Annotated in this window: 16 protein-coding genes and 1 riboswitch; of the genes, 6 read left to right on the forward strand and 10 right to left on the reverse strand. The window is 67.7% G+C overall.

The window, feature by feature from the left end; genetic code table 11:
- Positions 1-80: 80 nt before the first annotated feature.
- Together ACGLHS_RS12310 and tsaE are read right to left on the reverse strand one after the other, a co-directional pair.
- The gene (locus ACGLHS_RS12310; protein ID WP_394479980.1) at positions 81-1,604 is read right to left on the reverse strand and encodes an N-acetylmuramoyl-L-alanine amidase; all 1,524 of its coding nucleotides are present in this window, start codon (positions 1,602-1,604) and stop codon (positions 81-83) included.
- A complete protein-coding gene (gene tsaE / locus ACGLHS_RS12315; RefSeq protein ID WP_093246825.1) occupies positions 1,601-2,110 on the reverse strand; it encodes a tRNA (adenosine(37)-N6)-threonylcarbamoyltransferase complex ATPase subunit type 1 TsaE in 510 nt (169 codons plus the stop codon). Before tsaE ends, ACGLHS_RS12310 begins: the two co-directional genes overlap by 4 nt.
- On the opposite strand from tsaE, the gene queG reads away from it, so the two are divergent.
- The 6 genes from queG (at position 2,096) to ACGLHS_RS12345 (ending at position 8,531) form a co-directional block, all read left to right on the forward strand.
- Positions 2,096-3,169, forward strand: coding sequence for a tRNA epoxyqueuosine(34) reductase QueG (gene queG, locus ACGLHS_RS12320; protein ID WP_394479983.1), 1,074 nt, complete (start codon positions 2,096-2,098; stop codon positions 3,167-3,169). The genes tsaE and queG overlap by 15 nt on opposite strands.
- A 323-nt stretch (positions 3,170-3,492) precedes the next feature.
- Entirely contained in the window at positions 3,493-4,353 is an 861-nt protein-coding gene (locus ACGLHS_RS12325) for an ABC transporter permease (RefSeq protein WP_394479985.1), read from the forward strand.
- A 10-nt stretch (positions 4,354-4,363) separates the two neighbouring features.
- A complete protein-coding gene (locus ACGLHS_RS12330; protein WP_394479987.1) occupies positions 4,364-5,191 on the forward strand; it encodes an ABC transporter permease in 828 nt (275 codons plus the stop codon).
- Between the two features lie 19 nt (positions 5,192-5,210).
- The gene (locus ACGLHS_RS12335; RefSeq protein WP_394479989.1) at positions 5,211-6,029 is read left to right on the forward strand and encodes an ABC transporter ATP-binding protein; all 819 of its coding nucleotides are present in this window, start codon (positions 5,211-5,213) and stop codon (positions 6,027-6,029) included.
- Positions 6,030-6,051: 22 nt separating this feature from the next.
- A complete protein-coding gene (locus ACGLHS_RS12340) occupies positions 6,052-7,152 on the forward strand; it encodes an ABC transporter substrate-binding protein (protein ID WP_394479991.1) in 1,101 nt (366 codons plus the stop codon).
- 11 nt (positions 7,153-7,163) lie between these two features.
- A complete protein-coding gene (locus ACGLHS_RS12345; protein WP_394479993.1) occupies positions 7,164-8,531 on the forward strand; it encodes a sulfatase in 1,368 nt (455 codons plus the stop codon).
- A 34-nt stretch (positions 8,532-8,565) separates the two neighbouring features.
- Here the strand turns inward: ACGLHS_RS12345 and arsC are convergent, their stop codons facing one another.
- The 8 genes from arsC to ACGLHS_RS12385 form a co-directional block, all read right to left on the reverse strand.
- Positions 8,566-8,946 carry an arsenate reductase (glutaredoxin) gene (arsC, locus tag ACGLHS_RS12350; RefSeq protein WP_394479995.1) on the reverse strand — a complete coding sequence of 127 codons (381 nt, stop codon included), beginning with the start codon at positions 8,944-8,946 and terminating at the stop codon, positions 8,566-8,568.
- 26 nt (positions 8,947-8,972) lie between these two features.
- On the reverse strand, positions 8,973-9,659 hold the full coding sequence (locus ACGLHS_RS12355) for a glutathione S-transferase family protein (RefSeq protein WP_394479997.1): 687 nt from the start codon (positions 9,657-9,659) through the stop codon (positions 8,973-8,975).
- A gap of 32 nt (positions 9,660-9,691) precedes the next feature.
- Positions 9,692-10,204: a 6,7-dimethyl-8-ribityllumazine synthase gene (locus ACGLHS_RS12360; RefSeq protein ID WP_394479999.1), complete on the reverse strand. Its 513-nt coding sequence runs from the start codon at positions 10,202-10,204 to the stop codon at positions 9,692-9,694.
- Positions 10,205-10,304: 100 nt separating this feature from the next.
- Positions 10,305-10,466: riboswitch (FMN riboswitch) on the reverse strand.
- Positions 10,467-10,563: 97 nt separating this feature from the next.
- Positions 10,564-12,744, reverse strand: a complete 2,181-nt coding sequence (locus tag ACGLHS_RS12365) for a TonB-dependent siderophore receptor (RefSeq protein ID WP_394480001.1) — start codon at positions 12,742-12,744, stop codon at positions 10,564-10,566.
- 308 nt (positions 12,745-13,052) lie between these two features.
- Complete coding sequence (locus tag ACGLHS_RS12370) at positions 13,053-14,144, reverse strand: DNA glycosylase AlkZ-like family protein (protein WP_394480003.1); 1,092 nt, start codon at positions 14,142-14,144, stop codon at positions 13,053-13,055.
- A gap of 328 nt (positions 14,145-14,472) precedes the next feature.
- A complete protein-coding gene (locus ACGLHS_RS12375) occupies positions 14,473-15,351 on the reverse strand; it encodes a sugar phosphate isomerase/epimerase family protein (protein WP_394480005.1) in 879 nt (292 codons plus the stop codon).
- Positions 15,352-15,359: 8 nt separating this feature from the next.
- A complete protein-coding gene (locus ACGLHS_RS12380) occupies positions 15,360-16,547 on the reverse strand; it encodes a dihydrodipicolinate synthase family protein (protein ID WP_394480007.1) in 1,188 nt (395 codons plus the stop codon).
- Positions 16,548-16,563: 16 nt separating this feature from the next.
- Positions 16,564-17,727, reverse strand: coding sequence for a Gfo/Idh/MocA family protein (locus tag ACGLHS_RS12385; protein WP_394480009.1), 1,164 nt, complete (start codon positions 17,725-17,727; stop codon positions 16,564-16,566).

Consider the following 17,727-nt stretch of genomic DNA (forward strand, 5'->3'; position numbering starts at 1 on the left):
AGCCTGCCGCGCCTGCCTGTGCGGTGCAGCAAGCCGCCCGACGTGGGACACGAGGGGGCGGCGGCTTTACAAAGGCCCGGCTACAGCTGTCTGCTGCGCGCCAGCGGCGGGTTCTGCGCGAAGTAGCGCTGGATGCCGCGCATGAGCGCATCGGCCAGGCTTTCCTGGTATTCCACGCGGCGCAGGTTGGCTTCTTCTTCGGGGTTGCTGATGAAGGCGGTTTCGACCAGCACGCTGGGAATGTCGGGCGCCTTCAGCACCGCAAAGCCGGCTTGTTCGACCTGGCCCTTGTGCAGCCGCGCGCCGATGCCCTTGATCTCGCCCAGCATCGCGCCGCCGAGCTTCAGGCTGTCGTTGATCTGCGCGGTGGTGCTCATGTCGAGCAGCGCGCGCTGCACCTGCGCCTCGTGGTTGCCGACGTTGACGCCGCCGACCTTGTCGGCGTCGTTCTCCTTGTTGGCGAGCCAGCGCGCCGCGCTGCTCGATGCGCCGCTCTGGCTCAGCGCGAACACGCTGGCGCCGCGCGCGGCGGGCGTGGTGAAGGCGTCGGCATGGATGCTCACGAACAGGTCGGCCTGCACGCGCCGCGCCTTCTGCACGCGCACGCCCAGCGGCACGAAGAAGTCGGCGTCGCGCGTGAGAAAGGCGCGCATCGGGCTGCCGTTGACGCTGCCCGCGTTGATGCGTTCGCGCAGCCGGTGCGCCACCTGCAGCACGATGTCTTTCTCACGCGTGCCGTTGGGGCCGATGGCGCCGGGGTCTTCGCCACCGTGGCCGGGGTCGAGCGCCACGATGATGATGCGGTCGGTGCGGCTGGCGGTGGCGCCGCCTCGCGCGACAGCCACCGGTGGCGGTGCGGGTGGTGGTGGCGGCGGCGGGATGGGCCTGATCGGTGCCGTACCCGCCACGGACGGCGGCGGGGCGACGATCACGGGTGAAGCGGTCGGGCGGTCGTTCCCTGCGATGACCGGTGGTGCCGTGGCCGATGGGCCGGGGCGCATCGACTGCTGCGCCATCAGCTCGCCCAGCGGGTCGCCGGCCGGCGTGGCGGGGCGCACCGGCGCGCCGGGTGCAGTGGGCGCGGTCGCCACGGCCGTGCCGTTGCTGCTGGTGCCGCCGCTGGACTTGGGCGCATCGCGCAGCCGCTCGGCGATCAGCGCTTCCATCGGGTCGATGGCCTGCTCGGGGTACAGGTCGAGCACCAGCCGGTGCTTGTAGGCCGCCACGGGCGCCAGCGAGAACACCTGCGGCACCACCGCCTGCTTCAGGTCGAACACGATGCGCACCACCTTCGGCGCGTTCTGTCCGACACGCAGGCCGTTGATGTACGGGTCGCCGGGCTTGATCTTGCCGACCAGCTCGCGCAGCTCGGGGTTCAGGTCGATGCCCTCGATGTCGACGGCCAGCCGCGGCGGGCTGCCCACCACGAGCTGCTGCGAGTTGAGGCGGGCATCGGACTCGATGGTCACGCGGGTGTAGTCGGCCGCGGGCCAGACCCGCACGGCGAGGATGGTGGCGCCGCGCGCGATCTGGTGCACGCCGAGCATCAGCGCGATGCTGCCGCCCTGCAGCAGCACGCGCCGTTTGATGCCGCCCGCCTTCATGCGGCGATGCGCGCCAGCAGATCGCTGCCGCGAGGGGTGTTCGCGAGGAGGGTCACGCTGCGTGTGTCGTCAGTCATTGCTTCGATTTTAATAGCTAGGTCGGCCGGTGGTGTGCGCCCTGCGGCGTTTTCTGGCCACTCTGCCAACTTGAGGCCAGGGCCCGCGAAGATGTCGCGGAAACCGGCGTCGTCCCATTCGCGCGGATCGGCGAAACGGTAGAAGTCGAAATGGAAGATCGCGAGCCCGTCGGGCGCTTCGTGCGGCTCGACCACGGCGTAGGTCGGGCTCTTGATGCGGCCTTCGATGCCGAGGGCGCGCAGCAGATGTCGTACGAAAGTGGTCTTGCCGGCACCGAGGTCGCCATGCAGCGCGATGAAGGCATCGCGCAACGCGGGCGCGGCGGCGAGCGATCGCGCGAAAGCTTCGGTGTCGGCTTCGCTGCACCAGCGCACGATGCGTGTGGTGCCTTTGGGCGTTTCTACAATCGGCAAGTGATCGTCAGCCATCCACTCGTTGTTCGTATTCAGGCATTGGCCCGGGAACTCGGATTCTCCCAAATCGGAATCGCGGGCGTCGATTTATCGAGCGCCGAGGACGGTCTGATGCAATGGCTGGCCCATGGGTTCCATGGCGAAATGCAATACATGGCAACGCATGGCACCCGCCGCGCGCGTCCGGCCGAGCTGGTGCCGGGCACGGTGAGCGTGATCACCGCGCGCATGGACTACCTGCCGCGCAGCACCACGCCCGACTGGCAGACCATCGAGTTCGACCGCCTCACGCGGCCCGGCGAGGCCATCGTATCGGTCTATGCGCGGGGCCGCGACTATCACAAGGTGCTGCGCAACCGGCTCGCGAAGCTGGCCGAGCGCATCGCCGAAGAGGTCGGCCCCTTCGGCCACCGCGCCTTCACCGACTCGGCTCCCGTGCTCGAAGCCGAGCTGGCCTCGCGCAGCGGGCAGGGCTGGCGCGGCAAGCACACGCTGGTGCTCGACCGCAACGCGGGCTCGATGTTCTTCCTGGGCGAGATCTACGTCGACATGGAACTGCCGCCGAGCGAGCCCGTCACCGCGCACTGCGGCAGCTGCAGTGCCTGCATCGACGTGTGCCCGACGCAGGCCATCGTCGCGCCGCAGCGGCTGGACGCGCGGCGCTGCATCTCTTACCTGACCATCGAGCACGGCGGCCCGATCCCGCTGGAATTGCGGCCGCTGATGGGCAACCGCATCTACGGTTGCGACGACTGCCAGCTCATCTGCCCCTGGAACAAGTTCGCCAAGAAGAGCGAGCTGCCCGACTTCGACGCGCGCGAGGGGCTCACGGGGCGCACGCTGGCCGAGCTGTTTGCGTGGAGCGAAGAAGACTTCCTGCGCCGCACCGAAGGCAGCCCGATCCGGCGTATCGGCCACGAGCGCTGGCTGCGCAACATCGCGGTGGCGCTGGGCAATGCGGTGCGCTCCGGCGAAGCGGGCGCGCAAGAGGCGTTGGCCACCCGCGCTGGGCATCCGAGCGAACTCGTGCGCGAGCATGTCGCGTGGGGGCTCGCGCAGGACGCGGTCGCCTAGCTGCGTGCGATGCGCGAGCGGGTCGCTCCAAGCCCCATCGGCGCCGGCATCAGTTGAGTCGGCTATATGCAACTGACATTTGATTCGTTCCGGATGCGGGGCCCGCAAATCAGAATGCGGCCTTCATCGCCATGCATCAAGAACTTCAACACCCGCGTTTGCCTACCCGCCTGCCATCGGCAGAGGGTGCGGCGCGTCGATGTCTGGGCTGACGACAGCACGCCTTGAATGCGGCGGCGCAGCCCGCCCGTCTTCGATTCTTTTTTCTCTCCTTGATGGACAACGCGAAGGCGCATGCCGTTCGCGGGAACCATCGCACCGCCATGGCTGTACCTTCCGCCGAACTTCCTCTCATCGAGCTTGCTGCTGCAGGCAATGCACCGCGTGCCCTTTCGCTGGCGCAACGGCTGCGCGCATCGGCGCGCTACCTTGCTTCGTCGCGCTGGGTCGGCTGGCCCTTTCCACTGCTGGTGCTGCTGCTCTGGCAGCTCGGTGCGCATTACGAGTGGATCGCGCCGCAGGTGCTGCCGCCGCCCGCCGTCGTCTGGAGCACGCTGGTCGATCTGTTCAGCACCGGCGAGATTTGGGGCCACCTGCAGATCAGCCTGACGCGCGTGTTCGCCGGCTTCGCGCTCGGGCTGTTCGCGGGGTTCGCGCTGGGCGTGGCCATGGGGCTGTCGCCGCTTTTCAAGGACTACGTCTACCCCTTGTTCAAGGCGTTCAGCCAGGTGCCCGTGCTCGGGTGGCTGCCGCTGCTGATGCTGCTGGTCGGCATCGACGAATCGCTCAAGGTCCTGCTCATTGCCAAGGCCGCGCTGGTGCCGGTGGCGCTCAATACCTACAAGGGCATCCAGGGCGTGCCGACGCGTTATATCGAGGTGGCGCGCGTGCTCCGGTTCTCGCGCTGGCAGTTGCTGCGCAAGGTGGTGCTGCCCTCGGCCTTTGCGCCGATCTGGAACGGCGTGCGCTACGGCTTCACGCATGCATGGCTGGCGCTGGTCGTGGTCGAGCTGCTGGCTTCCAGCGAGGGCATCGGCTTCCTGATCGTCTATGGCCGGCAGTTGTTCCAGCTCGACGTGGTGCTGGCGGCCGTGGTGGTGGTCGGTGCCGTCGGCTTTGCGCTCGACAAGGTCTTCGCGCTGATCGAAAAGCGCCTCACGCGTTGGCAACGCCCCGGCTTCTGAGGACGACGGCATGAGTGACGCCAATGCACCGACACCCCCCGCAGCCGCAACCGCGGCCCGCCGCGCGCACCCCGTGCCCAAGGCCCTGCGCGGCTGGGTCATTCCGCTGCTGCTGGTCGCGCTGTGGTGGAGCGCCGCGCGCTTCGGCTGGGGCAATGCGGCCTTCCTGGTATCGCCCGAAGCGGTGTGGCAGCGCGCGGTCGACTACACGGCGAGCGGCGAGCTGTGGGTGGCGCTGGGCTCGAGCCTGTGGCGCGACCTTGCCGGCTTCGCCATCGGCGTGACAGCGGGCCTGCTGGGCGGTGGCGTGCTCGGCCTGTCGCGGCTGGCAGAACGCGCGTTGGGGCCGAGCTTCCACACGCTCAAGCAGATCTCGCTGTTCGCATGGATTCCGCTGATCTCGGTCTGGTTCGGCCTGGGCGATGCGGCCAAGGTGGCGTTCCTTTCGCTGGCCGCTTTCTTCCCCGTGGTGCTCAACACGCACGAAGGCATTCGCAGCGTGCCGCGCGAACTGATCGAGGTCGCGCGGGTGCTCAGGTTCAGCCGCTGGCAGATGCTCACGCGCGTGGTGTTGCCCAGTGCCTCGCCCTCGATCTTCGCGGGCATCCACCTGGCGCTGATCTATGCCTGGCTTGCAACGCTTGGCGCCGAGTACCTGCTGGTCTCGGGCAAGGGCATCGGCAACACCATGATCGACGGGCGCGAGCATTTCCAGATGGACCTCGTGCTCTTCGGCGTGATCGTGGTCGGGCTCACCGGCTTCACGCTCAACTGGATCGCCACCCGCATCGAGACCCGGCTGCTCGCCTGGCGCGGCCGGCTGGTCGCCCAATTCTGACAACGCAAGGAACACGACCGTGGCTCACGCAGGAACGCTGGACATCCGGCATCTCCACAAGCAGTACGAGGTAGAGGGCACGCCGTTGCCCGTGCTCAGCGACATCTCGCTGAGCATCGCGCCGGGCGAATTCGTCAGCATCGTCGGCACCAGCGGATGCGGCAAGTCGACGCTGCTGCGGCTGGTGGTCGGCCTGGAGGGCGACTACCAGGGCGAGCTGCTGCTCGACGGCCATCGCATCGTCGGCACCAGCCTGGAGCGCGGCATCGTGTTCCAGGAGCACAGGCTGTTTCCCTGGCTCAACGTCGAGGACAACATCGCCCTGAGCCTGCTCAACGCATCGCTGACCGAAGCCCAGAAGCGCGTGCAGGTGCGCGAGCACATCGAGCTGGTCGGGCTGCAGGGTTTCGAGAAGGCGTTTCCGCACCAACTTTCGGGCGGGATGTCGCAGCGCGTGGCGATCGCGCGGGCCTTGGTCAACCGGCCCGAGGTGCTGCTGCTCGACGAGCCCTTCGGCGCGCTCGACGCGATGACGCGCGCGCACCTGCAGCAGGAGCTGCTGCGCATCTGGCAGGCGGAAGGCATCACGACCATCCTGGTCACGCACGACGTGGAAGAGGCCGTGTTCCTGGGCGACAAGGTGGTCGTGATGGAGCCTCGCCCGGGCCGCATCCGCCGCATCGTTCCCGTGCCGCTCGCGCATCCGCGCAACCGGGCGAGCCAGGCCTTTGCCGAGATCAAGGAGAGCGTGCTCGCCGAATTCTCGGGACAGCCGGCCGAAGCCCCGGCACTCGTGCCCGCATCGCGCAGCGCCGAGTCGGTGCTGTTCGCCATCTGATTTTTTCCATCGAAAGCCTTTCATGCGCACTTCTTCTTCCTCATCTCTTTCCGCCGGTCGCAGGTCGTTTGTTGCCCTCGCCATGCTGGCCGGGCTGTTCGGTACCACCGCGGCATCGGCCGCCGACCTGCCCAAGGTGATCCGCCTGGCCGCGCCTGAACAGGGCAGCCAGGGCAAGTCTTTCGCCGGCGCCGGGCCGGTGTCGCTGGTCTATGCCCAGAAGGCGCTGGAAGCCGAGTTCGAGAAGGACGGTGTCAAGATCGAATGGAAGTTCTTCAAGGGCGCGGGCCCGGCCATCAACGAGGCACTGGCCACAGGCCAGCTCGACGTCGTGTTCCTGGGCGACCTGGCCGGCGTGATCGGCCGCGCCAACGGCCTGAAGACGCGGCTCGTCGCCTCGGGCGGACGCAACAGCAACAGCTACCTGGCGACCGCGCTGGGCAGCAACATCCAGAGCTTCAAGGACCTGAAGGGCAAGCGCGTGGCAGTGCTGCGCGGCACGGCCTACCAGCTGTCTTTCAACCGCCTGCTCGAAGATGCCGGCCTGACCGAGAAGGACGTGCGCTTCACCAACCTCGACTGGCCGACCTCGAAGGCGGCGCTGGTCAGCAAGGACATCGACGCGACCTTCGGCGGCTCCGACCTGCAATTGCTCAAGCTTGCGGGCACGGCCGAGATCCCGATCAGCACCCGCGGCAGGGGGCCGATCTACGGCATCAACTCGGGCGTGATCGCAACCGACGCCTTCGCGAAGCAGCACCCCGAAGCGCTCACGCGGCTGATCAAGGTGATCGTGAAGCAGGCGCAGTCGGCGTCCGACAACAGCAAGCGCGATGCGCTGTTCGCGCGCTTCGGCGAAATCAGCGGCCAGCCCGTCGCATTGTTCAGCAGCGACTTCGAAGGCGCCTCGCTGAAAGAGCGCTACTCGCCGCTGCTGGATGATGGCTATGTCTCGCACTACACCGACGTGATCGACGGCGCGAAAAAGGTCGGCATCATTCGCCAGACCTTCGATGCCAAGGCCTGGGCCGATCCGAGCTTCCTTGCGCGTGCGCTCAAGGAGCTTCAGCTCGAGAACTTCTGGGCGCCCACCAACGCGGCGGGCCTGGCCGCAAGGCAGTGAGGTCGATGGCGATGAGCAGCAGCAAGACCCCCAACATCATCTTCATCCTGGCGGACGACCTCGGCTACGCGGACCTCGGCGTCTACGGCCAGACCGGCTTTGCGACCCCGCACCTCGACGGCCTGGCCGCGGAGGGCGTGCGCTTCACCCAGGCCTATGCGAACTCGGCCGTTTGCTCGGCGACCCGCTTCGCGCTGATCACCGGGCGCTACCAGTACCGGCTGCGAGGCGGGCTGGAGGAGCCGATCGCCACCAACGGCAAGGGCCTCGGCCTGCCGCCCGAACACCCGACGCTGCCTTCGCTCCTCAAGGCCGCGGGCTACGACACCGCGCTGATCGGCAAGTGGCACCTGGGCCGCCCGCCCGAGTACGGCCCGCAGCGCAGCGGTTACGACCGATTCTTCGGCAACCTCGGCGGCGCGGTCGACTACTTCACGCACAAGGCGGGTGTCGGCGACGACCTGCCGCGCGATCTCTACGAGGGTGATGTGCCGGTCGAGCGCACCGGCTACTACACCCAGATCCTGGCCGACGAAGCCGTGGCCTATGTGCGCGAGCGCGCCGAAACACCCGACAAACCCTTCTTCTTGTCGCTGCATTTCACGGCCCCGCACTGGCCGTGGGAAGGGCCGGAAGACGAGCACGTTTCGCGCGGACTCAAGGACCTCTTTCACTACGACGGCGGCAACCTCGAGACCTACGGAAAGATCGTGGGCGCGCTCGACGCGGCCGTCGGGCAGGTGCTGGCGGCGCTCGACCAGGGCGGCCTGGGCGACAACACCATCGTCGTCTTCACCAGCGACAACGGCGGCGAGCGCTTTTCCAAGAACTGGCCCTTCACCGGCCAGAAGACCGAGTTGCTCGAAGGCGGCCTGCGCGTGCCGACGCTGCTGCGCTGGCGCGAGCGGCTCACCCCGCAGGTTCAGCCGCAGGTGACCATCTCGATGGACTGGCTACCGACCTTGCTCGCGGCCGCGGGCGTGGCGGCGCATCCTGACTACCCCAGCGACGGCGAGAACATCCTGCCGGTGCTGGAGGGCAGCGCGCCCGTGCATCCGAGGCAGCTCTATTGGCGCTACAAATCGCAGTCGCAGCGCGCGGTGCGCGACGGCGACTGGAAGTACCTCAAGATCAACGACAACGAGTTCCTGTTCGACGTGCTCGTCGACCAGCGCGAGCGGGCCAACCTGCGTGCGCGCGAGCCCGAGGTCTTCGAGCGGCTGCGCCGGCAATGGGCTGCGTGGGACCAGAATTTTCTGCCGATCACCGACGAGGTGTTCACGCATGGCGTGACGCCCGACATACAGGCGGATCGCTACGTGCCCGACCGCTTGCACCGTGCGGTGCTCGGCGCGCCGCGTGAAGTGCGCGGCGACTGAAAGAAACCGAACAGGAGCCGGGGCGACCAGCTCTTCAGGCCGGCAGAATCTCGCGCACCCGCTCCCACGGCCGGCACATCAGCGTGCCGCGCGGCGACACCACGATCGGCCGCTGCAGCAGGATCGGGTGCGAGACGATGAAGTCGAAGAGCTGGTCGTCGCTCCACTTCGGATCGGCCAGGCTCAGTTCTTCGTAGGGCGCTTCTTTCGTGCGCAGCAGGTCGCGCGCACCCAGGCCCATGGCTTTGGCCAACTCACGCAGCTTCTTCTTCGAGGGCGGCGTTTCCAGGTACAGGACGATCTCGGGTTCCACGCCGCTTTCGCGGATCAGGCCCAGCACGTTGCGCGAGGTGCTGCAGTTGGGCTTGTGGAAGATGGTCATCGGGTAGGCGGTGGTCGGGGTGCGTGCGGTCATGGTGTCGATGATGAAAGGAGCGGTGTTCAGTTCTGCTGGGCGCCGCGGTCCGCCGTGAACGGAAAGCGCGCGGCCCAGAAGTCGGCCAGCCGGGGATCGGCATCCACGCGCCGCACCACCGGTGTCATGCGCGGGGCCACGCGGTAGAAGCGCCGGCGCTGCGGCGTCCAGCGCGACATCACGGTCACATACAGGTCGAGCATGCTCAGCTTTTCGCCCAGCAGGTAGGGCGCGGGCTCGTCGATCTGCGTGTCCATCAGGTGCCAGCAATGCGCGATGCGCTCGGCCGAGCGTTCGAGCATCGCGGCTTGCGCCGAAGGGTCGGGCACGAGGCGGGCGGGGTCGTCGCGCACCCAGAGCAGCGAGTAGATGGCGGCCGGCAGGTAGACCATCCAGCGCAGGTAGCGCGCACGCAGGGGGTGGTCGGGCGCGGGGCACAGGCCGGCCTCGGGGTAGCGGTCGCCGAGCCAGATCAGGATGGCCGCGCTCTCGGTCATCACTTCGCCCGAAGGCAGCACGAGCGCAGGCACCTGCCGCATCGGGTTGATGCTCGCCACGCGGTCGCGCTCGGACTCGCTTTCCCATGTGGCGATGTCGACGGTGTCGACCTGCGCGCCGATCAATGTCAGCGCGGCATGGATCGGCGTGGCGCCCGAGCCGGGGGCGCCGTAGAGGGTGTAGCGGTCTGCAGAGGCGGATGCGGATGAGGGCATCCGCGCAGGTTACTGCAGCCGCGGGGCCGTTGTCACGCGGCCAGCAGGGCGTCGATCTTGTTCAGCGCTTCGAGCGTCTTGAAGCAGGCCTCGGCCACTTCGGTGCCCTTCACCGCGAAGTGGCGGTGGAAGTACTTGCGATGCTCCACGTGCTCGTGGAAGTGGTGCGGCGTGAGCACGGCCGAGAAGATCGGCACGTCGGTTTCGAGCTGCAGCGACATCAGCGTGCTGACGACGGTGTTCGCAACGAACTCGTGGCGGTAGATACCGCCATCGACCACCAGCGCGCAGCCGATGATGGCTGCGTACCGGCCCGAGTTGGCCAGCCGCTTGGCGTGCAGCGGAATCTCGAAGGCGCCCGGCACATCGAAGATGTCGATGAGGTCGCGCGCCACGCCGAGCCGCGCCATCTCTTCGAGAAAGGCGTCGCGTGCCTGGTGGACGATGTCGGAATGCCACTGCGCCTCGACGAATGCGATGCGCGTGCCGCGCGGCGAATCCGATGCGGCAATGGCGGAGAGGGGAAGGTCGTTGATCTGACTCATGGTGTGCCTCTTGAAAGCAGGTTTCCTGAATCAGGGCGCACGAAACCACAGGGCAACTCGCACGCCTTGTTTAAAAAAAGCGCGCGGGCCGACCCGCATTTCGCGCTCTCTTTCATCCGGACTGTGACCGTCGGCTTCGGAATCGCACCGAAATCTGCTGACCCTTCGGCTTGCTGGCGCAGGCCGAAGGCGCTCGCGGGCTCGTGCAGCTTTCGCCGCCATGACCGCCGGTGGGGAGTTTCGCCCCGCCCTGAGAACGCTTGTCGTCCGGCGAACCGGACAACGGCGCGATTCTAGGAGCGGCCCCGCGCGCAGGATGTCGCCAGCGCGCCAGACCTTCGCCCGCGCGGGGATTTTCTTCAGAAGCGATACGTTGCGTTCGCAGTCACTGTACGGCGCTGGCCGTAGAAGCAGTCGCCGCGCGCCAGGCAGGTCGTGAGCTGCACCTTGTCGGCCAGGTTGGCGATGTTGAGCGACAGGCGCAGCGGGCCGTTGTCCCAGGCGAGCATCGCGTCGAACAGCGTGGCCGAGGGCGTGCGCACGCCGTCCATGCCGTCCCACGATTCACCCAGGTAACGCACGCCGCCGCCCACCGAGAAGCCGGGCACGCCGCCGATGGAGAAGCGGCGCGTGACCCAGGCCGACGCCGTGTGCTTGGGCACGCCCGAGATGCGCTTGCCCAGGTCCGAGCCATTGCTGCGCGACACGCGCGCGTCGGTGTAGGCGTACGAGGCGATCCAGTCCCAGTCGCGCGCGATGCTGCCCTTGTATTCCAGCTCCAGTCCCTTCACGTGCACCTCGCCGAGCTGCACGCTGTTGAGCGGGTTCGTCGGGTCGGGCGTCTTGCGGTTGGTGTCGCGCAGGTCGTACACGGCGGCCATGAACGAGGTGCGCTGGCCTTCGGGCTCCCACTTGATGCCGGCCTCCCACTGCTTGCCGCGCTGCGGCTTGAAGGGCGTGTTGTTCAGGTCGACGCCACCGAGCGGCAGGAACGATTCGGCATAGCTCAGGTAGGGCGCCCAGCCGCCGTCGGCCAGGTAGATCAGGCCGGCGCGCTTGGTGGTGGCCTTGTCGTCGGCGGTTGCGGCGGCGCGGCCTTCGGTGCGGGTGGTGGCCTTGTCGTGGCGCAGGCCCAGCAGGCCGATCCAGCGGCCGTACTTGACCTGGTCCTGCAGGTACAACCCGACCTGCTTTTGCACCACGTCGGGCGAGCGCGTGTAGCTGGTCGGCGGCGTGTAGTTGCCGTAGAGCGGCGCATAGACATCGAGCGCGCCGGCGCGTCCGCGTCCCGACCACTTGGACGTGGTGTTGCGCTGGAAGTCGGCGCCGACCAGCAGCGTGTGCTCTGCCTCGCCGGTCTTGAAGTGGGCTTCGGCCTGGTTGTCGAGCAGCAGCATCGTGCCGCCGTTGATGTCGCTGCTCAGGTCGCGCTCGATGGTGCGCTGGTCGGCGTTGAACACCGGCCGCGCGGGCCGCCGCGTGAGGCGGTTGGCGGCGAAGCTGGTGTACGAGGTGTTGTAGATCACCTTGCTTTCGGTCGCGCGCAGGTTCTGGCGGAAGGTCCAGGTGTCGTTCAGGCGGTGGCTGAACAGATAGCCGAGCGAGCTGTTGCGCGAGTCGTAGCGGTCGAAGCCCGGCTCGCCGGTGAAGGTCGATGTCGGGATCGGCCCGTAGAGCGAGGGCAGCAGCGTGCCCTGCCACGGGAAGAAGCCGATCAGCGAGCCGCTCTTGTCCTTCTGGTAGAGCGCCTGCAGCGTGAGCGAGGTGTCGGCGTTCGGGCGCCAGGTGAGCGAAGGCGCGACCACCACGCGGTCGTCGGCCACATGGTCGACCTGCGTGCCGCTGTCGCGCCCCACAGTCACGAGGCGATAGAGCCACTTGCCTTCGGTGTCGAGCGCACCGGTGAAGTCGGCCGCGATCTGCTTGCGGTTGTAGTTGCCGAGCTGCAGTTGCACCTCGCGCTGCGTCTCGGCCTGCGGCCGCTTCGAGACAAGGTTGAGCACGCCGCCGACCCCGCCCTGGCCGTACAGCACTGACGAGGGGCCGCGCAGCAGCTCGACGCGCTCCAGCGTGTAGGGCTCGGCCTTCGTCGTGTTGTAGATGCCATAGCCGCGTTGCAGGCCATCGAGGTACTGCACCGCGTCGCCGCCGCGCACCTTGAACGAATCGACGCGGCTGTCGAAGTAGCTCGACACCACGCCGGCCGTGTAGTTGGTGGTTTCGCGCAGCGTGAGCACGCCCTGCGCCTCCATCTGATCGCGGGTGACGACCGAGATGGCTTGCGGCGTTTCGATCAGCGGCGTGTCGGTCTTGGTGGCGCTGCCGCCGCGCCTGGCGACGAAGCCGGTCACCGGGCCGGTCGCGGTCTCGCCCGCGTCGCCCGACACGGTGACGGTGGGCAGCGCCCTGCGGGGCTCGCCGGTTTCGTCCTTGTCTTCGGCATAGGCCGGCGCGGCGGCGCTCAGTGCCAGTGCGGTGGCGGCGAGCGTGGCGCGGCGGCAGTGCGAGAGGCGGAATCGTTGGCGGTTTCTGGATGTCATGTGCAGCTTCTCCTGTGTCTTGCGATGGGTAGGGGAGTGGCTGCGGCACGCATGCGGCGCGTGCCATGGCTTCTCTCGAATCAAGTTGTGGGCGCGACGCGCGCGGCCGGCCACGTGCCCGATGCGGGCAAGCGGCTGGTGTTGTGGGTCTTGTGGCGTCGCGGGGGTGTCAGCCACCGGTCGCGACGGCATGGCGTCGGTCCTGTGCGGCTGTCGTCTTCGTTCCTTCGAAGACGGCTGGCGGGCCCTTGCAGGGCGGCTGGCTGAGGGGCGTGATTATAGGAAGAAGCGGGCGCCTCAGGGGCGCATCAGCGGCCGGCCAGAAACTGCGTCATGCGCTGCAGTTCGTCGTCGAGCGCGGCGCGAAACGCGGCGTCGCGCGGCTTCTTGCCCGCATAGCCGAACGCCGGTTGCAGCCGGCCTTCGGGCGCCGTCACGTTGGCCCAGCCGATCACGCGGTCGTGCCACAGCATCGGCAGCGCGTAGTAGCCGAACTGGCGTTTCGGCGCGGGCGTGTAGGCCTCGAACTTGTATGTCCAGTCCCACAGCAGCTCGAAGCGGCGGCGGTCCCACACCACCGGATCGAAGGGCGCGAGCAGGCGCACCGCGTCGTCGGGCGCGTGCCGCCGCGAGGCCGGGTTTTCATCGGCGGGCCAGTACCAGGTCGTGCCGTCGATGCGGCAACTGGCGAGTTCTTCGCGGGCCTGGCGCAAGGCGGCCTGCGTCTGCGCCGAAAGATGCGGCGCGCCGTAGCCCAGCAGGCGCACGAGGTAGGTCAGGCTCGCGGCCGGGAGCGGCGCGTACTTGCGCACCACCAGCGCGATCAACGCGGCGGCGCGTTGCGCGCGGCCGGCGGGGCTGTCGTCGGCGGGCACGTGCGTGACCGCTTCATAGACGCGCGTGCCGCTGTCGCGCCGCACCACGCGCAGCAGGCCCCGGTAATGCAGGCCGTCGAGCAGGCGCGTGGTCGCGTTGCTCGAACCGCCCCAGTAGTTCTTCACACTGCCGTGGGAGAAGTGCTGTTCGACCTGGCGCGGATGCACCGGGCCATGTTCCTGTACATAGGCCAGCACTTCGGCCGCCTTGCGGCGGGTGTCGGCGTCCCATGCGCGCTTGGCTTCGCGCGGATGCATCAGCGCAAGGTGCTCGCGCGGCAGAAAGCCGTAGTTGACGAGGCAGTCTTCCTCGATGGCAAGCCGGGTGTAGCGGCTTTCGAGATCGCCCGCGCGGTAGTCCTTCACACGGTGGCGCAGCGTCAGGTCTTGCGCGCGCGCCGGTGCACGGATCGGGTCGGCCTGCACGAAGCCGAGTTGCCGGATCGCACCCGGCAGGGTCGTGGGCTTGAAGAGGGTGCGCGCCACCGCATAGCGGCGCAGGTCGTCGAGGGTCGGGTCAGCCATGGGGCGAATTGCAGCACAGGTGGCTGTTTTTCGCTTTTGCGTTGTGTGGGGCGCGGGGTGTTTCGGGGCGCGCTCACGCCGACGGGGTACCTTGCTCCGCGAATGTCCCCCGGGGCTTCGCCCCTCCTCCTTTATTTCGCTGCGCAAGGTACCCCGCCAGCGTGAGCGTTGTTCAGAGCGGTGGCTGATCGGTCAGCACAACGACAACGCTTCTTGTGCGCAGGGCATCGGGTGCTCCCCGCAGCGAAATAAAGGAGGAGGGGCGAAGCCCCAGGGGACATTCGCGGAGGGGAGTCCCCGGTGTCCTGTGCACGCGCCCCGAATGAATCTAGACAGCCTGCTTGTGACGCTCGATACACATATCGAGCGTTTCGCTTCCAGCCCGCTGCCACCAATCAAGATTGGAAAAGATCTCCACCTCGCTGAACCCCGCGAAGCCCGCGTCTTCGACCCAGCCGCGGATCTTCTTCAGCTCGACCACGCCATCCCCCATCATCCCGCGATCGGAAAGCAGGTCGCGCGTTGGCGTGAGCCAGTCGCAGACGTGATACGCCAGCAGCCGTTCGCGCCCGGCGCGGGCGATCTGCTGCTGCAGCTTCGGGTCCCACCAGACGTGATAGATGTCGAGCGCCACGCCCAGCATGCCGCTCTTGCCCGCGTCGAGTTCGTCGCAGATGTCGAGCGCGTGTTCCAGCGTGTTGATGCACGCACGGTCGGCCGCTTGCATCGGGTGCAGCGGCTCGATGGCCAATGGCATGCCGACCTGGCGGGCGTATTCGAGCGAGGCGGCAATGCCGTCGCGCACTTCACCGCGCGCACGGCCGATGTCTTTGTACGCGGCCTTGCCGTCGAGCGCGCCGGGCAGGGCGCCGACCACCAGCACGAGGCAGGGCGCATCGAGCGTCCTGGCTTCGTCGATGGCGCGGCGGTTGTCGTTGAGCGCGGCCTTCAGGCCCGCCGCATCGGCGGCGGGGAAGAAGCCGCCGCGGCAGTAGCCCGAGAGGCCCATGCCGTGCGCCTTCAGTTGCTTCGCTACCTTGTCGAGCCCGATGGCGGCCACCTGATCTCGCCAGGGGCTGATCGCGCGGATGCCGCGTTCGGCGCACTGGTCGATGATGCGGTCCAGCGGCACCTCGGCGCCCCGTTGCTTGCGCACCGTGGCGGTGTTGATCGACAGCCAGTCGTGGTTCTGCGAGAAATCGCGCATGGGGTCGATCAGCTTTCCACGCCGTGCAGCGAGAGCAAGGTCTTCATGCGCTGCACCGCCAGTTCGGGCTGCTCCAGCAGGTTGGCCGCATCGGCCAGCCGGAACAGCTCGGCAAAGTGCTGCAGCGAGCGCGTGCTCTGCTGGCCGCCCACCATCGTGAAGTGCTTCTGGTGGCCGTTGAGCCAGGCCATGAACACCACGCCCGTCTTGTAGAAGCGCGTGGGCGCCGCGAAGATGTGGCGCGACAGTGGAACCGTGGGCCCGAGGATCGCGTGGAACTTCTCGGTGTTGCCCTGCGCCAGTGCGCCCAACGCGGCGCTGGCTGCCGGTGCGATGGCATCGAAGATGCCCAGCAGCGCATCGCTCTTGCCGTGCGTCGGTTCGCTGCCGAAGCCGTCGCCGGCAATCAGCTCGGCGTAGTTGAAGTCGTCACCGGTGTACATGCGAACGCCGCTCGGCAGGCGCCGGCGCATCGCGATTTCCTTGTCCTTGTCGAGCAGCGAGATCTTGATGCCATCGACCTTGTCGGGGTGCGCCGCAATGATGCCGAGCGCGGTGTTCATGGCTGCATCGACATCCTTCGTGCCCCAGTAGCCTGCGAGCGCCGGGTCGAACATGTCGCCCAGCCAGTGCAACACCACCGGCTGCTTCGCCTGGCTCAGGATGCGGTCGTACACGCGCTCGTAGTCGGCAGGGCTTTTTGCCACGCGGGCCAGCGCGCGGCTGGCCATCACGATCAGCTTGCCGCCGAGCGCCTCGATGGCTGCCATCTGTTCTTCGTAGCCGCGAATCACGTCGTCGACGCTCTTCACGTCGTCGATGTTCAGGTGGTCGGTGCCGCAGCCCGAAGCCACCAGCGCGCCGGGCACGTCCTTCGCGGCATTGAGCGAGCGGCGGATCAGTTCGAGCGAGGTCGGCCAGTCCAGGCCCATGCCGCGCTGCGCGGTGTCCATGGCCTCGGCCACGCCCAGGCCGAGCGAGAACAGGTGGCGGCGGTAGGCGATGGTGGTGTCCCAGTCGACCGCGCACTGCAACCACGGGTCGATGGCTGCGAGCGGATCGGCGACGACGTGCGCGGCCGAGTATGCGATGCGGTTGAACTTCACGCCCGCATCGGGCTTGGCCGGTGCGGTGCCGCGCAAGGCGTAGGGCGCGAGCGATCCGCTCGCGGTGGGAAGAGTCAGCGAAAGAGCCATGGCTTGTTCTGCTTCTTCAGACCTTCAGCGCGGGCACATCGACCCAGCGGCGGTCTTTCCAAGATTCGAGCGCAGCCTCGACCAGTTGCACGCCCTTCGCGCCTTCGGGCAACGTCCACTTGTAGGGCTCGTTCTCGACCACGTGGCGAATGAAGTGCTCCCACTGGATCTTGAAGCCGTTGTCGTAGACCTGCGAGTCCGGAATCTCTTGCCACTGGTCGAAGAAATTCATCGTCTGCTTTTCGTCGGGGTTCCACACCGGGCGCGGCGTGGCCACGCGCGACTGGGCGCGGCAGCTCGACAGGCCCGCCACGGCGGAGCCATCGGTGCCGTCGACGTGGAAGGTCACGAGGTCGTCGCGGCGCACGCGCGTGACCCAGCTCATGTTGATCTGCGCGATGACCGGCTCGCCGTTGTGGCCGGTCAGCTCGCAGGTGGCGTAGGCCGCGTCGTCGGCGGTGGCTTCGTAGGGCTTGCCGGCTTCGTCCCAGCGCTTGGGGATGTGGGTGGCACCGATGCACGACACCGACTTCACTTCGCCGAACAGGTTGTCCAGCACGTAGCGCCAGTGGCACATCATGTCCAGGATCATGCCGCCGCCGTCTTCCTTGCGGTAGTTCCAGCTCGGGCGCTGGATGGGCTGCAGGTCACCCTCGAACACCCAGTAGCCGAACTCCAGGCGCACGCTGAGCATGCGGCCGAAGAAGCCGGCGCGGCGCAGCATGTCGAGCTTGCGCAGGCCGGGCAGGAAGAGCTTGTCTTGCACGGCGCCGTGCTTCAGGCCCGAGCCTTCGGCCAGGCGTGCGATCTCGACGGCTTCGTTCAGGTTGGTGGCGATCGGCTTCTCGCAGTACACATGCTTGCCGGCGCGGATGGCCTTGGCCAGCAACGCGGGGCGCATCTGCGTGGTGCCGGCGTCGAAGAAGATGGTGTCGTCCTTGTTCTCCAGCGCCTTGTCGAGGTCGGTGCCCCAGCGTGCGATGTTGTGGGCCTTGGCGAGCGCTTCCATCTTCTCGGCGTTGCGGCCGATGAGGATCGGGTCGGGCATGACCTTGTCGCCGTTCGACAGCGTGACGCCGCCCTGTGCGCGAATGGCGCAGATGGAGCGGATCAGATGCTGGTTCATGCCCATGCGGCCGGTGACGCCGTGCATGATGATTCCGAGACGTTGGGTGGCCAT

It is taken from the genome of Variovorax sp. VaC1, assembly GCF_043658315.1.
Lineage (GTDB): Bacteria > Pseudomonadota > Gammaproteobacteria > Burkholderiales > Burkholderiaceae_C > Variovorax.

What these genes read in the sequence shown, in the direction of transcription:
- ACGLHS_RS12310 (WP_394479980.1), bottom strand. Translation starts at nt 1,604, where the DNA reads ATGAAGGCGGGCGGCATCAAACGGCGCGTGCTGCTGCAGGGCGGCAGC.
- tsaE (WP_093246825.1), bottom strand. Translation starts at nt 2,110, where the DNA reads ATGGCTGACGATCACTTGCCGATTGTAGAAACGCCCAAAGGCACCACA.
- ACGLHS_RS12325 (WP_394479985.1), top strand. Translation starts at nt 3,493, where the DNA reads ATGGCTGTACCTTCCGCCGAACTTCCTCTCATCGAGCTTGCTGCTGCA.
- ACGLHS_RS12330 (WP_394479987.1), top strand. Translation starts at nt 4,364, where the DNA reads ATGAGTGACGCCAATGCACCGACACCCCCCGCAGCCGCAACCGCGGCC.
- ACGLHS_RS12340 (WP_394479991.1), top strand. Translation starts at nt 6,052, where the DNA reads ATGCGCACTTCTTCTTCCTCATCTCTTTCCGCCGGTCGCAGGTCGTTT.
- ACGLHS_RS12345 (WP_394479993.1), top strand. Translation starts at nt 7,164, where the DNA reads ATGAGCAGCAGCAAGACCCCCAACATCATCTTCATCCTGGCGGACGAC.
- arsC (WP_394479995.1), bottom strand. Translation starts at nt 8,946, where the DNA reads ATGACCGCACGCACCCCGACCACCGCCTACCCGATGACCATCTTCCAC.
- ACGLHS_RS12355 (WP_394479997.1), bottom strand. Translation starts at nt 9,659, where the DNA reads ATGCCCTCATCCGCATCCGCCTCTGCAGACCGCTACACCCTCTACGGC.
- ACGLHS_RS12360 (WP_394479999.1), bottom strand. Translation starts at nt 10,204, where the DNA reads ATGAGTCAGATCAACGACCTTCCCCTCTCCGCCATTGCCGCATCGGAT.
- ACGLHS_RS12365 (WP_394480001.1), bottom strand. Translation starts at nt 12,744, where the DNA reads ATGACATCCAGAAACCGCCAACGATTCCGCCTCTCGCACTGCCGCCGC.
- ACGLHS_RS12370 (WP_394480003.1), bottom strand. Translation starts at nt 14,144, where the DNA reads ATGGCTGACCCGACCCTCGACGACCTGCGCCGCTATGCGGTGGCGCGC.
- ACGLHS_RS12375 (WP_394480005.1), bottom strand. Translation starts at nt 15,351, where the DNA reads ATGCGCGATTTCTCGCAGAACCACGACTGGCTGTCGATCAACACCGCC.
- ACGLHS_RS12380 (WP_394480007.1), bottom strand. Translation starts at nt 16,547, where the DNA reads ATGGCTCTTTCGCTGACTCTTCCCACCGCGAGCGGATCGCTCGCGCCC.
- ACGLHS_RS12385 (WP_394480009.1), bottom strand. Translation starts at nt 17,727, where the DNA reads ATGGCCACCCAACGTCTCGGAATCATCATGCACGGCGTCACCGGCCGC.